At 42.3% G+C, this 15,098-nt stretch carries 14 protein-coding genes and 1 pseudogene; 14 read left to right on the plus strand and 1 reads right to left on the minus strand.

Annotated features, from left to right (window positions below):
- Nucleotides 1-3 precede the first annotated feature (3 nt).
- The 6 genes and pseudogenes from GSF01_RS00260 to GSF01_RS30580 form a co-directional block, all read left to right on the plus strand.
- Nucleotides 4-798 carry an energy-coupling factor transporter transmembrane component T family protein gene (locus tag GSF01_RS00260; protein ID WP_159881014.1) on the plus strand — a complete coding sequence of 265 codons (795 nt, stop codon included), beginning with the start codon at nt 4-6 and terminating at the stop codon, nt 796-798.
- Between the two features lie 52 nt (nt 799-850).
- Nucleotides 851-1,528, plus strand: coding sequence for a thiaminase II (gene tenA, locus GSF01_RS00265; RefSeq protein ID WP_159881015.1), 678 nt, complete (start codon nt 851-853; stop codon nt 1,526-1,528).
- Between the two features lie 263 nt (nt 1,529-1,791).
- A complete protein-coding gene (locus tag GSF01_RS00270; RefSeq protein WP_159881016.1) occupies nt 1,792-1,953 on the plus strand; it encodes a cytochrome c oxidase subunit 2A in 162 nt (53 codons plus the stop codon).
- Nucleotides 1,954-1,992: 39 nt separating this feature from the next.
- Nucleotides 1,993-2,463, plus strand: coding sequence for a cytochrome c oxidase subunit II (locus GSF01_RS00275; protein WP_159881017.1), 471 nt, complete (start codon nt 1,993-1,995; stop codon nt 2,461-2,463).
- A 36-nt stretch (nt 2,464-2,499) separates the two neighbouring features.
- Nucleotides 2,500-4,149 carry a b(o/a)3-type cytochrome-c oxidase subunit 1 gene (locus GSF01_RS00280; RefSeq protein ID WP_159881018.1) on the plus strand — a complete coding sequence of 550 codons (1,650 nt, stop codon included), beginning with the start codon at nt 2,500-2,502 and terminating at the stop codon, nt 4,147-4,149.
- A gap of 697 nt (nt 4,150-4,846) precedes the next feature.
- Nucleotides 4,847-5,041: pseudogene (locus GSF01_RS30580) on the plus strand (hypothetical protein); the annotation flags it as partial.
- 56 nt (nt 5,042-5,097) lie between these two features.
- Here GSF01_RS30580 and GSF01_RS00285 read toward each other — a convergent pair.
- A complete protein-coding gene (locus tag GSF01_RS00285) occupies nt 5,098-5,394 on the minus strand; it encodes a hypothetical protein (protein ID WP_159881019.1) in 297 nt (98 codons plus the stop codon).
- 927 nt (nt 5,395-6,321) lie between these two features.
- Here GSF01_RS00285 and GSF01_RS00290 point away from each other — a divergent pair.
- The 8 genes from GSF01_RS00290 (at nt 6,322) to GSF01_RS30260 (ending at nt 15,070) form a co-directional block, all read left to right on the plus strand.
- Nucleotides 6,322-6,678 carry a winged helix-turn-helix domain-containing protein gene (locus tag GSF01_RS00290; protein ID WP_159881020.1) on the plus strand — a complete coding sequence of 119 codons (357 nt, stop codon included), beginning with the start codon at nt 6,322-6,324 and terminating at the stop codon, nt 6,676-6,678.
- 400 nt (nt 6,679-7,078) lie between these two features.
- Nucleotides 7,079-7,573: a MauE/DoxX family redox-associated membrane protein gene (locus GSF01_RS30255; protein ID WP_407945732.1), complete on the plus strand. Its 495-nt coding sequence runs from the start codon at nt 7,079-7,081 to the stop codon at nt 7,571-7,573.
- Nucleotides 7,563-8,036, plus strand: coding sequence for a hypothetical protein (locus tag GSF01_RS00295; RefSeq protein ID WP_159881021.1), 474 nt, complete (start codon nt 7,563-7,565; stop codon nt 8,034-8,036). The genes GSF01_RS30255 and GSF01_RS00295 overlap by 11 nt, the downstream gene beginning before the upstream one ends.
- A gap of 27 nt (nt 8,037-8,063) precedes the next feature.
- Nucleotides 8,064-8,546, plus strand: coding sequence for a hypothetical protein (locus tag GSF01_RS00300; RefSeq protein WP_159881022.1), 483 nt, complete (start codon nt 8,064-8,066; stop codon nt 8,544-8,546).
- Nucleotides 8,547-8,549: 3 nt separating this feature from the next.
- On the plus strand, nt 8,550-10,319 hold the full coding sequence (locus GSF01_RS00305) for an ATP-binding cassette domain-containing protein (protein ID WP_159881023.1): 1,770 nt from the start codon (nt 8,550-8,552) through the stop codon (nt 10,317-10,319).
- Entirely contained in the window at nt 10,288-10,734 is a 447-nt protein-coding gene (locus tag GSF01_RS00310) for a hypothetical protein (RefSeq protein ID WP_159881024.1), read from the plus strand. Before GSF01_RS00305 ends, GSF01_RS00310 begins: the two co-directional genes overlap by 32 nt.
- A gap of 1,561 nt (nt 10,735-12,295) precedes the next feature.
- A complete protein-coding gene (locus GSF01_RS00315; protein ID WP_201305286.1) occupies nt 12,296-14,173 on the plus strand; it encodes an FAD-dependent oxidoreductase in 1,878 nt (625 codons plus the stop codon).
- A gap of 732 nt (nt 14,174-14,905) precedes the next feature.
- Nucleotides 14,906-15,070 carry an IS3 family transposase gene (locus GSF01_RS30260; protein ID WP_407945733.1) on the plus strand — a complete coding sequence of 55 codons (165 nt, stop codon included), beginning with the start codon at nt 14,906-14,908 and terminating at the stop codon, nt 15,068-15,070.
- Nucleotides 15,071-15,098 lie beyond the last annotated feature (28 nt).

The raw sequence follows: 15,098 nt of genomic DNA on the forward strand, positions 1-15,098 counted from the left end.
CGGATGCTGGATATGCTGCCGGGCCGCCCAACATGGCTGCACCGGGTGAATCCGAGCTTCAAGCTGCTCATATCGATGGGCGCGTTTCTGCTGGTGCTCTTCACGCATAACATCAATGTGCTCATCCATATCACCTGGATGTATACGGCTCTGCTTTTCTTCGGAAGCGGGCAGCCGATGCGGCGGCTGCTGTTGATTACGCTGCCGTTCGGCCTGCTGTTCGTCTCGTCGGCTGCTTCCATGGTGCTGTTCGGGACAGGGGAGACGACATGGTACCGCTATGGACTGATTCATATCTCGGAGGAAAGCTTCTTCCGAGGGCTTCATCTTGGCTTCAAAACCGTCGATGCGGCGCTTGTCGGCCTGCTGTTCGCCTTGACGACGAACCCGGTGCTGCTGTTTTATTCGATGATGCAGCAGCTTCGGCTTCCCGCGAAATACGCCTACAGCTTCATGGCCGCTATTCGGCTGATGGGCTTGTCGGTTAGCGAATACCGGATGCTCCGTGCAGCATTCCTGGTACGCGGCATCAAGAACCGGCGGGGCGTACGCGGCTTCGCCGAGTCGGTCAAGCGCTACGCGATTCCGCTGCTCGCCCAGAGTATCCGCCGCGCACAGCGCACGGCGGTCGCGATGGAGGCCAAGCGGTTCGCCTCTGCGGCCGCACGGACCTATTATTACCGCGTCGGCTGGTCGGTTAGCGATGCGGTGCTGACCGCTACGATGATCGGGATATGGTGCTGCGCCTGGTGGCTTGCTGCGCAGCTCCCGCATTTCGACATCACGGATGTCAGATGAGGATGCTTATTTATAAAAAATATTGCTAAATATATGAAGGAGGCGTTTTAGAATGATAATCACGACGACCTTTTCCGATCAATTGAGAGCGGCTGTAGAGGAAAGCTGGGAGGCGAGCTTTAAGCATCCGTTCGTACAGGGGATCGGGAATGGGACACTACCGCTCGATTGCTTCAGGCACTATGTGCTGAACGATGCCTACTATTTATCCCAATTTGCCCGCGTGCAGGCGCTCGGCGCAGCGAAGGCGCAAGATCTGCATACCGTGAACCGGATGGCTGTCCATGCGCAGAGCACCTACGGGGCCGAGCTGTCCCTGCATGAGAAGTTCTCGGAGCTGCTCGGCATTACAGCCGAGGAGCGCGAGGCATTCGAGCCGGCGCCGACGGCCTATGCGTACACCTCCCATATGCTGCGGGCCGCCTACAGCGGATCGCTGGGCGATATTATTGCGGCTATTCTGCCATGCTACTGGCTGTATTATGAGATCGGCGAGCGATTGAAGGACTGCACGCCGGAGGAGCCGATCTACCGCGAGTGGATTGCCGCCTATGGAGGGGATTGGTTCCGCGAGCTGGTGGAGGAGCAGATCAGCCGGATCAATGAACTGGCCGAGCAGGCGAGCGAAGCGGACAGGGCCAGGATGCTTCAGCATTTCGTACGGAGCAGCCGTTATGAGTATATGTTCTGGGAGATGGCTTATACAAAGGAAGCCTGGCCGGTAAACTAACGGGAAGAAGCGCCAGATTCGTTAGCCAAGCGGGACTCCGTGAATAATATAGTAGAGATCTGATGGTAGAAGGTTGTTCCGAGCGTATTCGGAATGGCCTTCTTTTCTTTTTGTCGTGTCTGCCGGGCCAGCTTTCGGCGACTGTGCCCTTGTTCACGACTCTTTCACATTCGGTGTGATCCACATCATAGAGTGGCGCCGTTCGATTCCCCTACAATAGGTACAGCAAACACTTAGCCCTTATGAAGGGGGAGGATTAGAAGATGGCGAAATTGCAAGATATCAACCGACGCGTTGAAAAACCGGCTAAAGAAAGCCATAACGAGCCGGTACTGAAAGGAACCTTCGCAGCTGTCATGCTGCTCGGCCTGTTTTTGGTCGTCAGCTGGGTTGGGATTTTTCTGTTGTTTATAGCAAGGGGTTAGAGACAAGAAACCGATTGATCCAGAGGAGCTGACATGCGCATGCATATTCACCGCTTAGAAAAATATTGGCTGATCTTCGGCATTTCCATGCTGGTCGTCTTCCTCTCCGTGGTTGGAGTAGGAGCTTTCTCGCTGGGCATGGAGCCGCCGGGAGGCCACCGGCATACCGTCGATCCGGAGAAGCTGGCGCAGACGCCGCCGTTCGACAACCCGGGACTGAAGCAGATAGGGGACAAGGAATACGAGGCTAACCTGATCGCTTTTTCATTCGGCTTTACGCCCGATAAGCTGGAAATCCCCCTGGGGGCCAAAGTACATTTCAGCGTAACGAGCCAGGATGTCGTTCACGGGATGCAGGTCAATGGCACGACGATCAATATGATGGTCATACCGGGTGAAGTCAACCACCTGACGTACACCTTCGACAAGCCCGGCGAATACCTGGTGCTCTGCAACGAGTACTGCGGAGCGGCGCATGAAGTGATGATGATGAAAATCATCGTAAAATAGGCTCGTACAACGGGGATTGGAAAGGGTGTACCTCAGATGATAAAAGAAATCAAAAGCTTTGACCGCCGCGACGCCGCACTTGTGCTGGCCCATATCCTGTTCGCCTTCTTCGCCTTGTTTATGGGCGGCGTCACGGGTGTACTGCAGGGGCTGGTCCGCGGAGGCATGGTGACGCTGCCGATGGGAATCGGCTACTACCAGCTGCTGACCGCGCACGGCGTGCTGATGGCTCTTATATTTACGACCTACTTCATTATCGGCTTCATTTATTCCGGCGTAGCCCGGACGCTGGGCGGGGGGCTGCTGCCGATCGTTCGGAAGCTCGGTTGGCTCGGGTTTGGGCTGATGACGTTCGGCACGCTGCTGGCAACCGTGCTTATTGTACTCAACAAAGCGACAGTGCTGTACACGTTCTACGCTCCGCTCAAAGCGGACCCCTGGTTCTATGTATCGCTGGTATTCCTGGTCGTCGGCAGCTGGATGAGCGGCATCGGGGTGTTCCTGAATTACCGCTATTGGAAGCGGACGAACCCGGGCCAAACGACGCCGCTCTTTACGTATATGGCAGTCATCACGATGCTGATGTGGATAATCGCCACGCTGGGCGTAGCGATCGAAGTGCTGTTCCAGCTCATTCCGTGGTCGTTCGGCTGGGTAGATACGGTCAATGTTACGCTCTCCCGGACGCTGTTCTGGTATTTCGGCCATCCGCTTGTGTACTTCTGGCTGCTGCCTGCCTACATGTGCTGGTATGTCGTCATTCCGAAGGTCATCGGCGGCAAAATGTTCAGCGACGCGCTGGCGCGCCTGTCGTTCATCATGTTCCTGCTGTTCTCGATCCCAGTAGGCTTCCATCATCAGTTAATGGAGCCCGGCATCTCGAACATCTGGAAATTCGTCCAGGTCGTGCTGACGTTCATGGTTGTCATCCCTTCGCTGATGACCGCCTTCTCGCTGTTCGCGACCTTCGAGATGCATGGACGCTCAGTCGGGGCCAAAGGGCTCTTCGGCTGGCTTAAGAAGCTTCCGTGGAAGGATGTCCGCTTCTTCGCTCCGTTCATGGGTATGCTCATCTTCATCCCGGCGGGCGCCGGCGGCTTGATCAACGCGAGCCATGAACTGAATGCCATCGTGCATAATACGCTGTGGGTTACCGGCCACTTCCATCTGACGGTAGCGACCAGCGTCGCGCTGACGTTCTTCGGCATCACCTACTGGCTGATCCCATCCATGCTGGGCCGTGCGATGACGCCGCTGATGAACCGGCTGGGTATGATTCAAACGATCCTGTGGCTGATCGGCATGTTCTTCATGTCCGGTTCGATGCACATCACCGGTCTGTTGGGCTCGCCTCGCCGTACGGCCTTCACGACCTATCAGGACCACCCGGACACGGTGCTCTGGATGCCTTACCATGTGGCGATGGCGATCGGAGGCATGATTCTGTTCGTCGCCGTGGTGCTGATGATCATCAACATCTGCATGCTGATGAGCGCTCCGAAGGGCGAGACGGAATATCCGATCGCCGAGGCGAGCGAGCACGCCGAGAAGGCGCCAGCCATCTTCGAGCGCTGGGGCGTCTGGGTCGGGGTGCTGGTCGCGCTCATCCTGGTGGCTTACTCGATCCCGGTCATGGATATTATCAATGATGCGGGCGTCGGGGCTAAAGGGTTCAAGACTTGGTAAGACCTCGCGTAGCTCCCAGCGCGTAACGAATGCCATGCAGCTGATTTTGGCTGCATGGTTTTTTTTGATTGGATGGATAAGGGGCCGGGCCAGAAGAAAGGGGTGACCGGGCAGGGAAAGGTTCGCGAACTTCAAGGATAGCAAGTGGCCAGGAAAGGGAGTGGGCTCTAAACGGTGGAGGAAGCTATCGCCGGGAGTGAGCTTATGGGGACTATCCCCTTGGGACTCAGTCTGGTAAACAAATTAATACCTCTCAAGAAGGTGCAGAATATTTTGGAATTCACATTGGTCAAACAGCTCCAACCCAGATGTAGGGTGTTTTTCAATGATTATATTTGGAGATTTTGACGAATAGAGTTGTATTCATTGAAGAACGTGCAGGAAGTTCATGAGATCAAGTTAGCAAAACCCAAAGTAGTAGAGTAAGTTACGGGCAGTCAAGTTGGAAGTGTTTCATTAATTAATCATACCTTGCCAACCATAATAGATAGAGAGTTATTTCGATTTCAATATGTGTATGGAGGCACAGAGACGGTACAGTCAACTTAGAAGATGCTTAAATAAGGTAATTGGATACATTCGATAAGGTTCTAGTAACACTCCGAAGGTTGAGACTTCATATAAACACCGCAATTCACGGGCTACTCCCCTCGGTCCGCCCGAAGTAGTAGGCAGGGAAGTGGATGCAGGCGGACACATTGAAAGCTACCAACGTCAGTTCAGCAAAGCAACGAAGGACAAGAGTATTTTCCCTTCAGATAAGGCTCTGATCAAAATGCTCTATCTCTCCACGATGGATGTTGTTCACAAGTGGACGGACAGGGTACAAAACCGGGAACAGATGCTCCATCAGCTTTCGTGTTCTTCTCGGATCGGGTTAGGTAATATTTAAACTCTAGGGGCGGCCCGCCCGTCGGGGGAATTTCAGCAATGCGTGTACACAAACTCTTAACAGACCTGATCGAACTGCTCCTTGACATAAGCCAAGGACAGTTTGACACCCGTCAGAAAATAATAATGATCTTTATACAAGCTGTCGATGTTCGCTGTGCTGTAAAATTTTCGGTCCATGACCAGGTGCACTTTACGAAACCCCAGAAGTTCCATTTGCCCCAGGAAACCCCTCGCACTCTGCGCATCGCTGATGTTGCCGGAGAGTTTGTGGTAATAGAACTGCAGATTCGATTCTTGGCCAAACAATAGCGCGAGATTCAGTTGCGGCAATCCCTCCTGCTCTTTGTTCATCCCATACTACACTTGCTGCAAGCTTTTCGAATAGCTAAAGACAGATGTTATATCGTATGCCCAGTAGTCTTTTCGATTAGCACCGCAACCTGTAAGCGCGGAAGAAGTGGTGTTTTTCTTTCGTGATAGGCGAAGAGCTCATTGTTGCGTTGTGAAGGAATGTTTCCTACGAGGATTGCGGTGTAAAGAGACTCATTTCGAAAAACGGCTAAGAACTGTCCAATTTCATAATGAGGTAGTAGGCAATGGGTAGCAACGATGAATAGTCATTCGGAAAGCGATTCATCATCGATAATCCCGATTCTTCGGTTGGTTTCGAACAAATACATGGCTTTGCAGAACCAATGGACGACATCTATATGTGCTATATGTGCTGTGGGCCCATTGTTGTCACGCGGGTGAGGTCGATGAATTCGATTTGATCATTGACTTGATCGATGAGTCGCCGTTTGGAGCGGTACTACTGCTTCTCCCGAACCCAGAAGAATGGATTCATAGGCACATGTAATTCTTGATTGCTAATCTAATTGATGAATAATCGAGATGCTATTCATTCTAATCCTCGCTATTTCATGAACGCACGTTCGAAAAAAACGATATGGAACAAAGGGGTAACCAGTTTGAGGAAGGTAATTGACCGATGTGAAAAAAAATCGTCTAGAAATAAAAGCACTGTACCGATTCCACTGCCTTCTATATCAACTGATTAAAAATCTTAAACCTCACATTTAGTTATTTTGAATGTCTCAATAATGATGATAAATGTGAATTGCAAAAAAAGGTAATTGATTAAATGATATAATTATTTTTTAAAAAAGGGAGGAAATGTAAAATTAATGCCTAATAGTAGTATATAGTGGTAAATTTATATATATTTAGTAATTTATATTTCGAAAGTAATTTTTGTAATCAGAAGGAGGAAAATACGTGATTCTACCGCAAGGCAAGCAAATAATATCCCTCGGCGAAGAGAGCTATTTAGACACAGACCACGAAATACTGGTGAAAGATAATCTACATTGTTCACTCTCAAGACTCGAATTCAGATTGATTTATTGCTTAGCAACTAGGGCGGGAGAAATCGTTTCGCCAAAAGAACTGATAAATTTTACATGGATGAAGTCAGAATATGTCGATCCGCAAGTACTTTACGTATATATTAATCGAATTCGTAGGAAGATAGAAGATAATCCTAAAAGTCCAGAATGTATTATAGCTATTCCCAAAGTAGGGTATATGTTTATTCCACGTAGAAAAAAATATCCCAAAAAAACAAAAAAATGATAAATATTAACAAACTGTTAGTTTTTTGACAAATATATTGTGGTATACTCAAAAGTGTAAAAAGTATTTATTTTAGTAAATTAAAGGAAGTTAAAGGGGGGATTGTCCAAGTGAATATTCAATTATACGGGAACTGATTGCCCAATCAACTGATTGTAGCACTACTTCATGTGCTACCAACCCACCCAGAGTGTAAGGGAATATTGCTACCAAACTTTATGATAGATATAAAAACTACCTAGTTTGCTACATAGTCTAATCATACTGTTTGAACAATCGGTTCTTATGCATGATTAATTGCTGGATGATCATTGTATTGATAGATCAATTTAAATGATTTAGAACCATATATTATGATGTTGTTAGGGATGTGGTTAGAGTGAGCCTTCCTATAATAAACATGATGCTTGCATTTTTGTTTCTATTATCTTTCTATACTAAAGTATTCAATATTAATAACTTTATCTATGAGATCTCATCATATGGAGTTTTACCAAAAAGATTATTGCTAATATCTGCTGTATCGATACTTATTTACGAGTTGGTTTTATTTATCTTGTATAGCTTTGGGACGTTTACGGTTATTAGGGAAATTTTAGGGATTACCCTTATGGTTATTTTTTCAATCGTGACTATAAAAAAGAAAATTAAGGAGAAGACTGGTGCGTGTTCTTGTTTTGGAAATATGAGATTGCTAAATAAGTTTCCCATTATTCGGAACTTATTTATATGTGGATTAATGTTGATGAATCTCAACGCTCCAGTAAATTACAATTTCCAAGTAGGGATATTATTAATTATTTGGATAGTAAGTATAGTGATAATTATTGATTTGTATCAAACTATCGGTAAATTTATCCGGGTTGTGAAGTTCTATGGTTCACATGACAATTAAATTATTATTTATGGTATTTGTTCTATTGGTTTCGGGGCTGCTTATTTATTTTAAAAAAAAAACAATAGCTTTTGAAAAAAAAGAATTATCTAAACTCGCTATAGAAATGAAATTTGATTCGAATCAACAAATGATTGTTCTGTTTCTAAATTATCAAGACATAAATTACGGAGTTCTTAATGAACTGTTAGATAAAAATACCGATCCTTTCTATTCAATGATCATTGTTATGAAGGGACCACAATGGCTCACAACAATGAAAAAGAAAACATGGAATAGACATAGGGTAATAGACCTCTCGGAATATCCTTGGATCATGCCAAGATCTCATTCACAAGTTACTTCTTATATAAATAATAAAGTAGTTAATATTTATGAACCAGTTTCTTATATTAAGAATATGAAAAGTAAGTCATTAGAACAACAACGTGATACCGGGTTCCAAAAATCTAAAACAATTTAAGATAGTCAAAACAAGGGGGAGAATGAGTTGAACAATTCGTATCTAAGTAATGAACAAAAGAAAAGTAAGAAACGGGTTGTTGTATATGAAACAAAGGAGCCACTATCTATAGGAGATAGAATACCTAATGTCGATCTTCTCGAAAAGAATAGTGCTATAAAATTACATAGTCTGATTACAGATCATCTTATTCTAGTAATTGCAAGTAGCACATGTGGTGCTTGTGAAGGGACGTTGGAGACAATATATGAATTTACGAGAGAAAATAAGACAGCAAATATCGTATTGATATTTAATTCTAATATAGACTCTTTCAAACGGACTAAACTAATATTTGGCGACTCAATTAGAATTTTTCCTATGGACATTGAGACTATGCTTAATGAGTTTAAAACGACTTTTCTTCCATTAGGTTTTTCGCTAGATGGAGGCGGAATAATTAAATCATCGCATGCATTTAGCGATATGGAGATGTTCCTAGAACTATTACAACCGGTTGGTAGAAATTAAAACATGAAATTAATACATCCCAAAATATTCAAAAATACTATTAGAGACTTTGTTTTAGTAGTTTTTGTAACCATAATTTCCACATATATAGTGACTGAGTACATTAAAAACACACAAAAGTTGTACGATACATTTATAGCTGCCACAGACTACCATAAATCATTACTAATCTTAAGTCTATTTGCGATAATACGAATTTTCCAAATTATACTAAAACAATATCAAGTTTACATTGAGACAAGGCTTCAACTTATAGTAAGTAATAATATTGAAAGTGCTTTTTACAGTAGTTTGAATCCAAAAACAATAACGGAAATCGAGACTCCAAGCTTTCAAAATGATCTGAATACAATACGTTATGGAATTAGTACTTTCACCCAATTACTATTATCATTCATTTCGATTATTCAGAATATTTTGTTAATCGTTATATACTCATTCTTAATAATAAATCAAAAATGGTATTTGCTGATCATTATAGCGTTATATAGTTCACCCAATATACTGAATGAGATGAAACTATCAAAATTTAGGATGCAATATATAGAAAATACATCTGATATTAGTAGGCAAAAGGCAATGTATGCTGAATACTTTACTAAATCGGAAGCACAAAAAGAACTTCTGATTTTTTCTATGAAAGATTATTTGTTAAGTAAGTGGTTGAGACTAACTCAAATTGTGACTAAGTTAGAACTTGCTCATAAGAAAAAAGATATAAGCAGTGCTACGTTGGTATCAATGCTGGGTCCTTTAGGATATATGGTTGTTCAATTTGTCTTACTCACTGATGTTTTTAATAAATCTTTGACTATAGGTCAATATATGGCATTAATAACAACAATAGGGATGCTAGAAGGTTCATTTATTTCTCTTGCTCCTACTATTGGAAAGCTAAAAGCCATGAATGCAATGAAAGTTAAGCTTAACCTTTTTTACAAAAAATATATCGATCAAGAGTATTACAGTGAAACAGTGGAAGAAATAAGCCCCATTAACTTTATTGAGATAAATAATCTATTTTTTAAATACCCGCACAGCACTAACTACTCTCTTAAAAATATTAATTTATCAATTAATCCAGGCGATATATTGGTCATTGTAGGGGAAAATGGATCGGGAAAGTCTACTCTAGCAAAAATTATTTTGGGCCTGCATGGTATTCAAAATGGACAATTGTTTTATAACGGTGTTGACATCAATAATATTGAAAGAGGCAAGCTATTCAGTAATATGTCGGTTGTTACACAGGATTATCTCAAATATCCATTTCCCCTATTGGAAAATATTACATTGGAAGCGGATGTTAAATTGGAGATGGTTGAAGAATTTTGTGCTCGCTTTAATTACTTGCTTCCAGATCAAAAGGACCTTATATCTGATTGTTTGTTGGGCATAGATTATGAAGGCTCAAGACAATTATCAGGTGGGCAATGGCAGAGAATTGCAATTGCTAGAGCACTCTATAAAGATTCGAGGATTTTAGTATTGGATGAAGCAACATCAGCTATGGATCCAGAGACCGAGTCGAAATTAATGAAAGATATTGTTGAAACGAGAGAAAAGAAAATAACGATTATCGTTTCCCATCGCTTGCACATAGCATTATATGCTTCAAAAATCATTGTAGTGCAAAATGGGGAAATTGTAGAGCATGGTACTCACATGGAGCTAATGGATAACAAAGGTAAATATTATAATATGGTTCAATCTCAAACGTATCAAAAGGAGGAAAACCAAGATGGTTACAGGGATATTCAAAGAGTTATTTAATAGGAAAGCAAATGGGTATGAGATAAGGCCCTTTAGTAGGGGGGAGAAGTTTCCATTAGAGGTTGATCAGTGCTATAGCGACTATGAACTTGTAATATTTTTATCACTAAGTTGTTCAGCCTGTATAGATTTTATACCGGAAATTGATGAAATAGCCAGAAATGATGCGTTTCATATTTCTTTACTTATAAGTGGCACAGTTAAAGATGTTGCCGTATTAAAAGAACAATTGAAGTTTGAATGTTATGTAACCTCTATTACTGAAAAAGAAAAAATAGATAAGTACCGAGTGCCTGCAGCCCCTTATGTATATTTACTAGATAAAGATAAATCTATCGTAACTTCTGGTGAAGCTGATTGTGTTGAAGAAGTAAAGGAACTGCTGAGTGGAATAGGAATAATATGTGTTGATTGATAACCAATAGTAAATAGTAAGTATTTACTTAATATTATAATTAATAAAAATTGAAAGCTGAGAATTTATATCTGTTTCCAATAAATGGATATGGAAAGGAGGTGAATCTAATGGCGTGCCCATCAACTCATCCAATCGATACAGGAACTGATTGTGAAGAAAAAATCTGTGATACGTATTGTTTTGGTGGACCTTGTCCCGCAGTTTATACTTCGAAAATACTTAAGTACGACAGATGCAAGAATTCTTCGGGACAAACAGTTTGCAATTATTATGGAGTGGAGTTTAGCAGTAGCTGTAATTGCTATACTTATGGTCCATCTTGTGGTTGATGCTTAGTTAGCATGAGGTCTTGATGTAGCTGGATTTTGTTGGAGGTAATGCTCCTCTCATTCCTCGTTATGCGTAATAGTACATAACGAGGAATGATGGGATACCATCACGATTTTTCCGGCAGAAGCATCAGTCCGCTCCTAGCGGCGACTCATCGGTCGAGTTGATGAACAAACTGGAAACATTGTGAAGTACATCATACTCGTAGGAGCAGACGATCAATAACTTCAAGAGGCGACTGGTTGACTTGTATGTTCTTCAAAGTCCAGATGTACTTGGTCTCGAATCTTGCATCCATGGGTTTTTGACCAGCAAAGATCTCTTTAAACTGCAGCTCCTGCTCATCAGAGTTTTCGGATATCGCTGGGATATTCCCTGAATTCCAAGTGTCGTTCATGCGTGTATTCAATTTATGTAGAAAAGAGGTGAAAATAAATGGCATGTACTTCTGCATATCCTATCGATACAGGGACTGAATGTCAGGAACGTTTTTGTAATTTACAAGATGACTGTGGCAGCCATGGAACTTCTGTTTATGCATGGTATAATATCCATTACTATACTCGTTGCAAAAACAGTAGCGGAGCGACAATCTGTAATTATGTTAAGACAGAAAGAGATAAGAGTTGTTGCATTGTTTCAGGTGGTTAAAAAAGAAAATCAGTCTCAGAAATACAAAGTTCCCCTACAAAATTGTGGGGGAATTTTGCTAAAATGGTGTTTTTTATGTTACAATGTATTCTAAATAGGAATTGAGTTCAATTAATTACTTAAATTGGTTTTCGTTCATAACAGCGATATCATTAGTCATGACGTTAACCTCTGAATACTTCCACAGCCTTTTAGAATGAATTAAACTATAGCCATTTGTCATTTGTTATGAAAATGAGTTCACTTGGAGGGTAGATTTGATATTTTATATAATTCCTTAGGTCATCCGTAGGAAGATGGGGTACACCTATCAAGGGTAATGGAAAATGCACAGCCCTATCTAACTTTCATTGATGATAAATAATGGCAGATTTCTTGGGTTTTGTGACAAATTTTTGTTGCTATTAGATGGGAAATACATGCCGATTAGGCATTTATATATATGTATCAAAGATTTTTGTTATTTTCGATAGTTTCGTTGAGGAGACTTCAAATAAAGACTCCATCAGTCTTTAGCAGAGAAAAACCTGCCACCATTATATAAAAAATAATATATTTGTACAGGAGGATTTCGATATTGAAACTTTTTCATAGAGGCAACGGGATACCTAATATTTTTGCTATCTTGATCATAATATTACTTTTGTTGGTTTTTTGGTTTGCGTTTAAGGACAGTTTTTCAAGTTCGATTCCGAGTGGGGGTCTATTGAAAGTTGAAAACTCAGTTAAAATTAAAAGTGATTATGATGTTATAGTCGTGGGAACAGATCCCGAGGGAGTGGCTGCTGCTGTGTCTGCCGCCCGGAATAACTTGTCGGTGCTACTGGTCGATGGTCGGAATAGGGCTATTCTAGGTGGCTTAATGACATTAGGTTGGTTAAACAGTTTGGATTTAAATTACTCGCCTGAGAAAACTCTCTTGCCTGGAAAGCACAATTTTCTGAATAAAGGGATCTTTCAAGAATGGTATGACAAGGTAGAAGGTACATCATTCGACGTTGTGACAGCTGCTAATGTATTCTATGAACTGGTGGAAAAAGAAAAAAATATCGATCTTTTACTAGGTGCTTCGGAGATAAAACCACAGATGGAACAAAGTCAAGTTACTGGTCTGCTGTTGAAAAAAAAGGACGGAACGGCTCTTACAGTGAATGCGAAGGCTGTTATTGACGCTACCCAGGATGCAGATATTGCAGCTGATGCAGGGGTTCCTTTTACGTTTGGACGTGAGGATATAGGGGATCCTAAAACACTCATGGCCGTCACGTTGGTATTTAAAATAGGGAATGTCACACAGACAGTGTGGGATTCGTTTAGTAGGCACCCTAATACTGGAGCGGATTCTCGAAGCGCTTGGGGATTTTGGGAAATGTGGGACTATCCATCGACGAACAAGGAACGAGTACGCATGCGTGGATTAAATATTGGGAGGCAAATCGATGATACGATTTTAATTAATGCCTTGCAAATTATGGGGGTTGATCCGCTTGACCCCATTCAAATGCAAGAAGCATATGAGATCGGGAAGAATGAGATTCCTAAAGTCGTTGATTATATGAAACAGAACTTTAAAGAGTTTTCCCAAGTAGAATTAGTAGATATAGCGCCAGAACTTTATGTTCGTGAATCCCGCCATATGGTAGGAGAATATAGATTAAAGATGACAGATGTCCTAGAAAACCGGGATTTTTGGGACAGGATCGCTTTCGGTTCCTATAATGTTGACATTCAAAGCACTAGCTATTCCGATCGGGGTGCGATTATGATGAACCCTATTCAGTATGCTATTCCGTTTCGCTCGATCGTTCCGCAGCAAATTGACGGTATACTTGTCGTAGGGCGTTCAGCCAGTTTCGATTCTTTACCACACGGAAGTGCTAGGGTAATTCCTGTAGGAATGGCAACGGGGCAGGCAGCAGGCGCTGCTGTCAAGCTTTCTATCGATAAGAAGATTACTTTCCGTCAAATCTCCAAAAGTACGGATGAGATCCAGCGTCTCCAAGAGATGCTTAATGAGCAAGGTATGGTGATCAAACCGTACAAAATCGATCAGCCGGATTATACTAGACATCGAGCTTACCGGGGGTTAAAAGCAGCGGTTAGTCTATACCTTTCAGTTGGAGGCGAACAAAATAAATTTGATTTGGATGATAATTCAAATGTAAAGAGGTTTTCCAATAATTTGAAGCGTATTGTCAAAATATATTCTGCACATTTTCAAGGAGATCCTGACATAATCATTGAAAACATGGAAAATCCAGAAAAAGTGCCTCTTACGTTAGAATTTGTAAAAACTATGATATCATCGATTTTGGTAACAGAGAGCGACATATCCGCACATATAGACAAGGAGACGATTGCAGAAATAAAAGATCCGAATAAATTGACAAATGGTGATGCATATATGATTATTGCCGATCTAATACGAAGTGTAACCGGAGTCGTATTTGAATAGATCGAAGAAAGCTGATCAAATTATTTGGAAAAATAAAACCATTGACTGAATATCGGCCTCTGATAGTTCGTGCAATAACGTCTACGGTGGCCAGTTATTATTTTTCGCTGAATCTACACTTAAACGATGATGGGACGTTTTAGTTTTCATGCTTTTAGCTGATCAGGGGTGAAGTGCACCCCTTAGAATAGATATTCGAAAAAACCTAGGTTTATTCGATAGAATTCTAGGGGTGCAATTTTTATGCCAATTAATGGGCAAAAATTCAAGACGTATTCTAACGTACAAAAGATGGAAGCTATCCGGCTACATGTAGAGGAGAAGTTGACATATTAGTAGATTAACGAGCACTTGGGGAATCAGGATATGAACCCCGTATTAAACGGTAGATCCCTAAATTTTGGGAAAAGTGTGGGTTTGGTCTGCTGGATCGGTGGGGACGAAGAGCTGCATACTTGGATCAAGATCGGTATGTATAGCAGTTAAAGCGAGAGTACAACGATACTTAAAAAAGTGATTGGAAATCTGGATGCGGGATGTGCAACACAACAGTATTTGACGATACAGGGGGCTAGTCAGTTCACAGTCAGTGAACTACGCAAGGTTATGGTCGTCTCCAGAAGCGGCTATTATGCCTACCTCAAAAGTAAAATGGTGGATCGGGATAAGAGGCTCAAGGAATTAATTAAATCGGTATACACGAAGTATGAAGGGAAGTATGGATATCTATAGATTCACCCCTTTCTCTTACAAGATCATGGTGAATGGGTTAATCACAAGAAGGTATTGCGACTCATGCGGGCAATGAATTTACGATATCGCATCCACTGCAAGCCTCTCTATAACTCACTTCCTCCATATGGGGAAGAGTCACGGAAAATCGGTTATAACGACTGATTTATGCAGATGAACCGAACAAAAAGGG

This window comes from Paenibacillus puerhi (assembly GCF_009846885.1).
Classification (GTDB): Bacteria; Bacillota; Bacilli; order Paenibacillales; family NBRC-103111; genus Paenibacillus_G; species Paenibacillus_G puerhi.

Excerpts from the sequence above, each read along its gene's own strand:
- GSF01_RS00260 (WP_159881014.1), top strand. The coding sequence starts at position 4 with ATGCTGGATATGCTGCCGGGCCGCCCAACATGGCTGCACCGGGTGAAT.
- GSF01_RS30255 (WP_407945732.1), top strand. The coding sequence starts at position 7,079 with ATGATGCTTGCATTTTTGTTTCTATTATCTTTCTATACTAAAGTATTC.
- GSF01_RS00275 (WP_159881017.1), top strand. The coding sequence starts at position 1,993 with ATGCATATTCACCGCTTAGAAAAATATTGGCTGATCTTCGGCATTTCC.
- GSF01_RS00310 (WP_159881024.1), top strand. The coding sequence starts at position 10,288 with ATGGTTACAGGGATATTCAAAGAGTTATTTAATAGGAAAGCAAATGGG.
- tenA (WP_159881015.1), top strand. The coding sequence starts at position 851 with ATGATAATCACGACGACCTTTTCCGATCAATTGAGAGCGGCTGTAGAG.
- GSF01_RS00270 (WP_159881016.1), top strand. The coding sequence starts at position 1,792 with ATGGCGAAATTGCAAGATATCAACCGACGCGTTGAAAAACCGGCTAAA.
- GSF01_RS00295 (WP_159881021.1), top strand. The coding sequence starts at position 7,563 with ATGACAATTAAATTATTATTTATGGTATTTGTTCTATTGGTTTCGGGG.
- GSF01_RS00280 (WP_159881018.1), top strand. The coding sequence starts at position 2,500 with ATGATAAAAGAAATCAAAAGCTTTGACCGCCGCGACGCCGCACTTGTG.
- GSF01_RS00285 (WP_159881019.1), bottom strand. The coding sequence starts at position 5,394 with ATGAACAAAGAGCAGGAGGGATTGCCGCAACTGAATCTCGCGCTATTG.
- GSF01_RS00305 (WP_159881023.1), top strand. The coding sequence starts at position 8,550 with ATGAAATTAATACATCCCAAAATATTCAAAAATACTATTAGAGACTTT.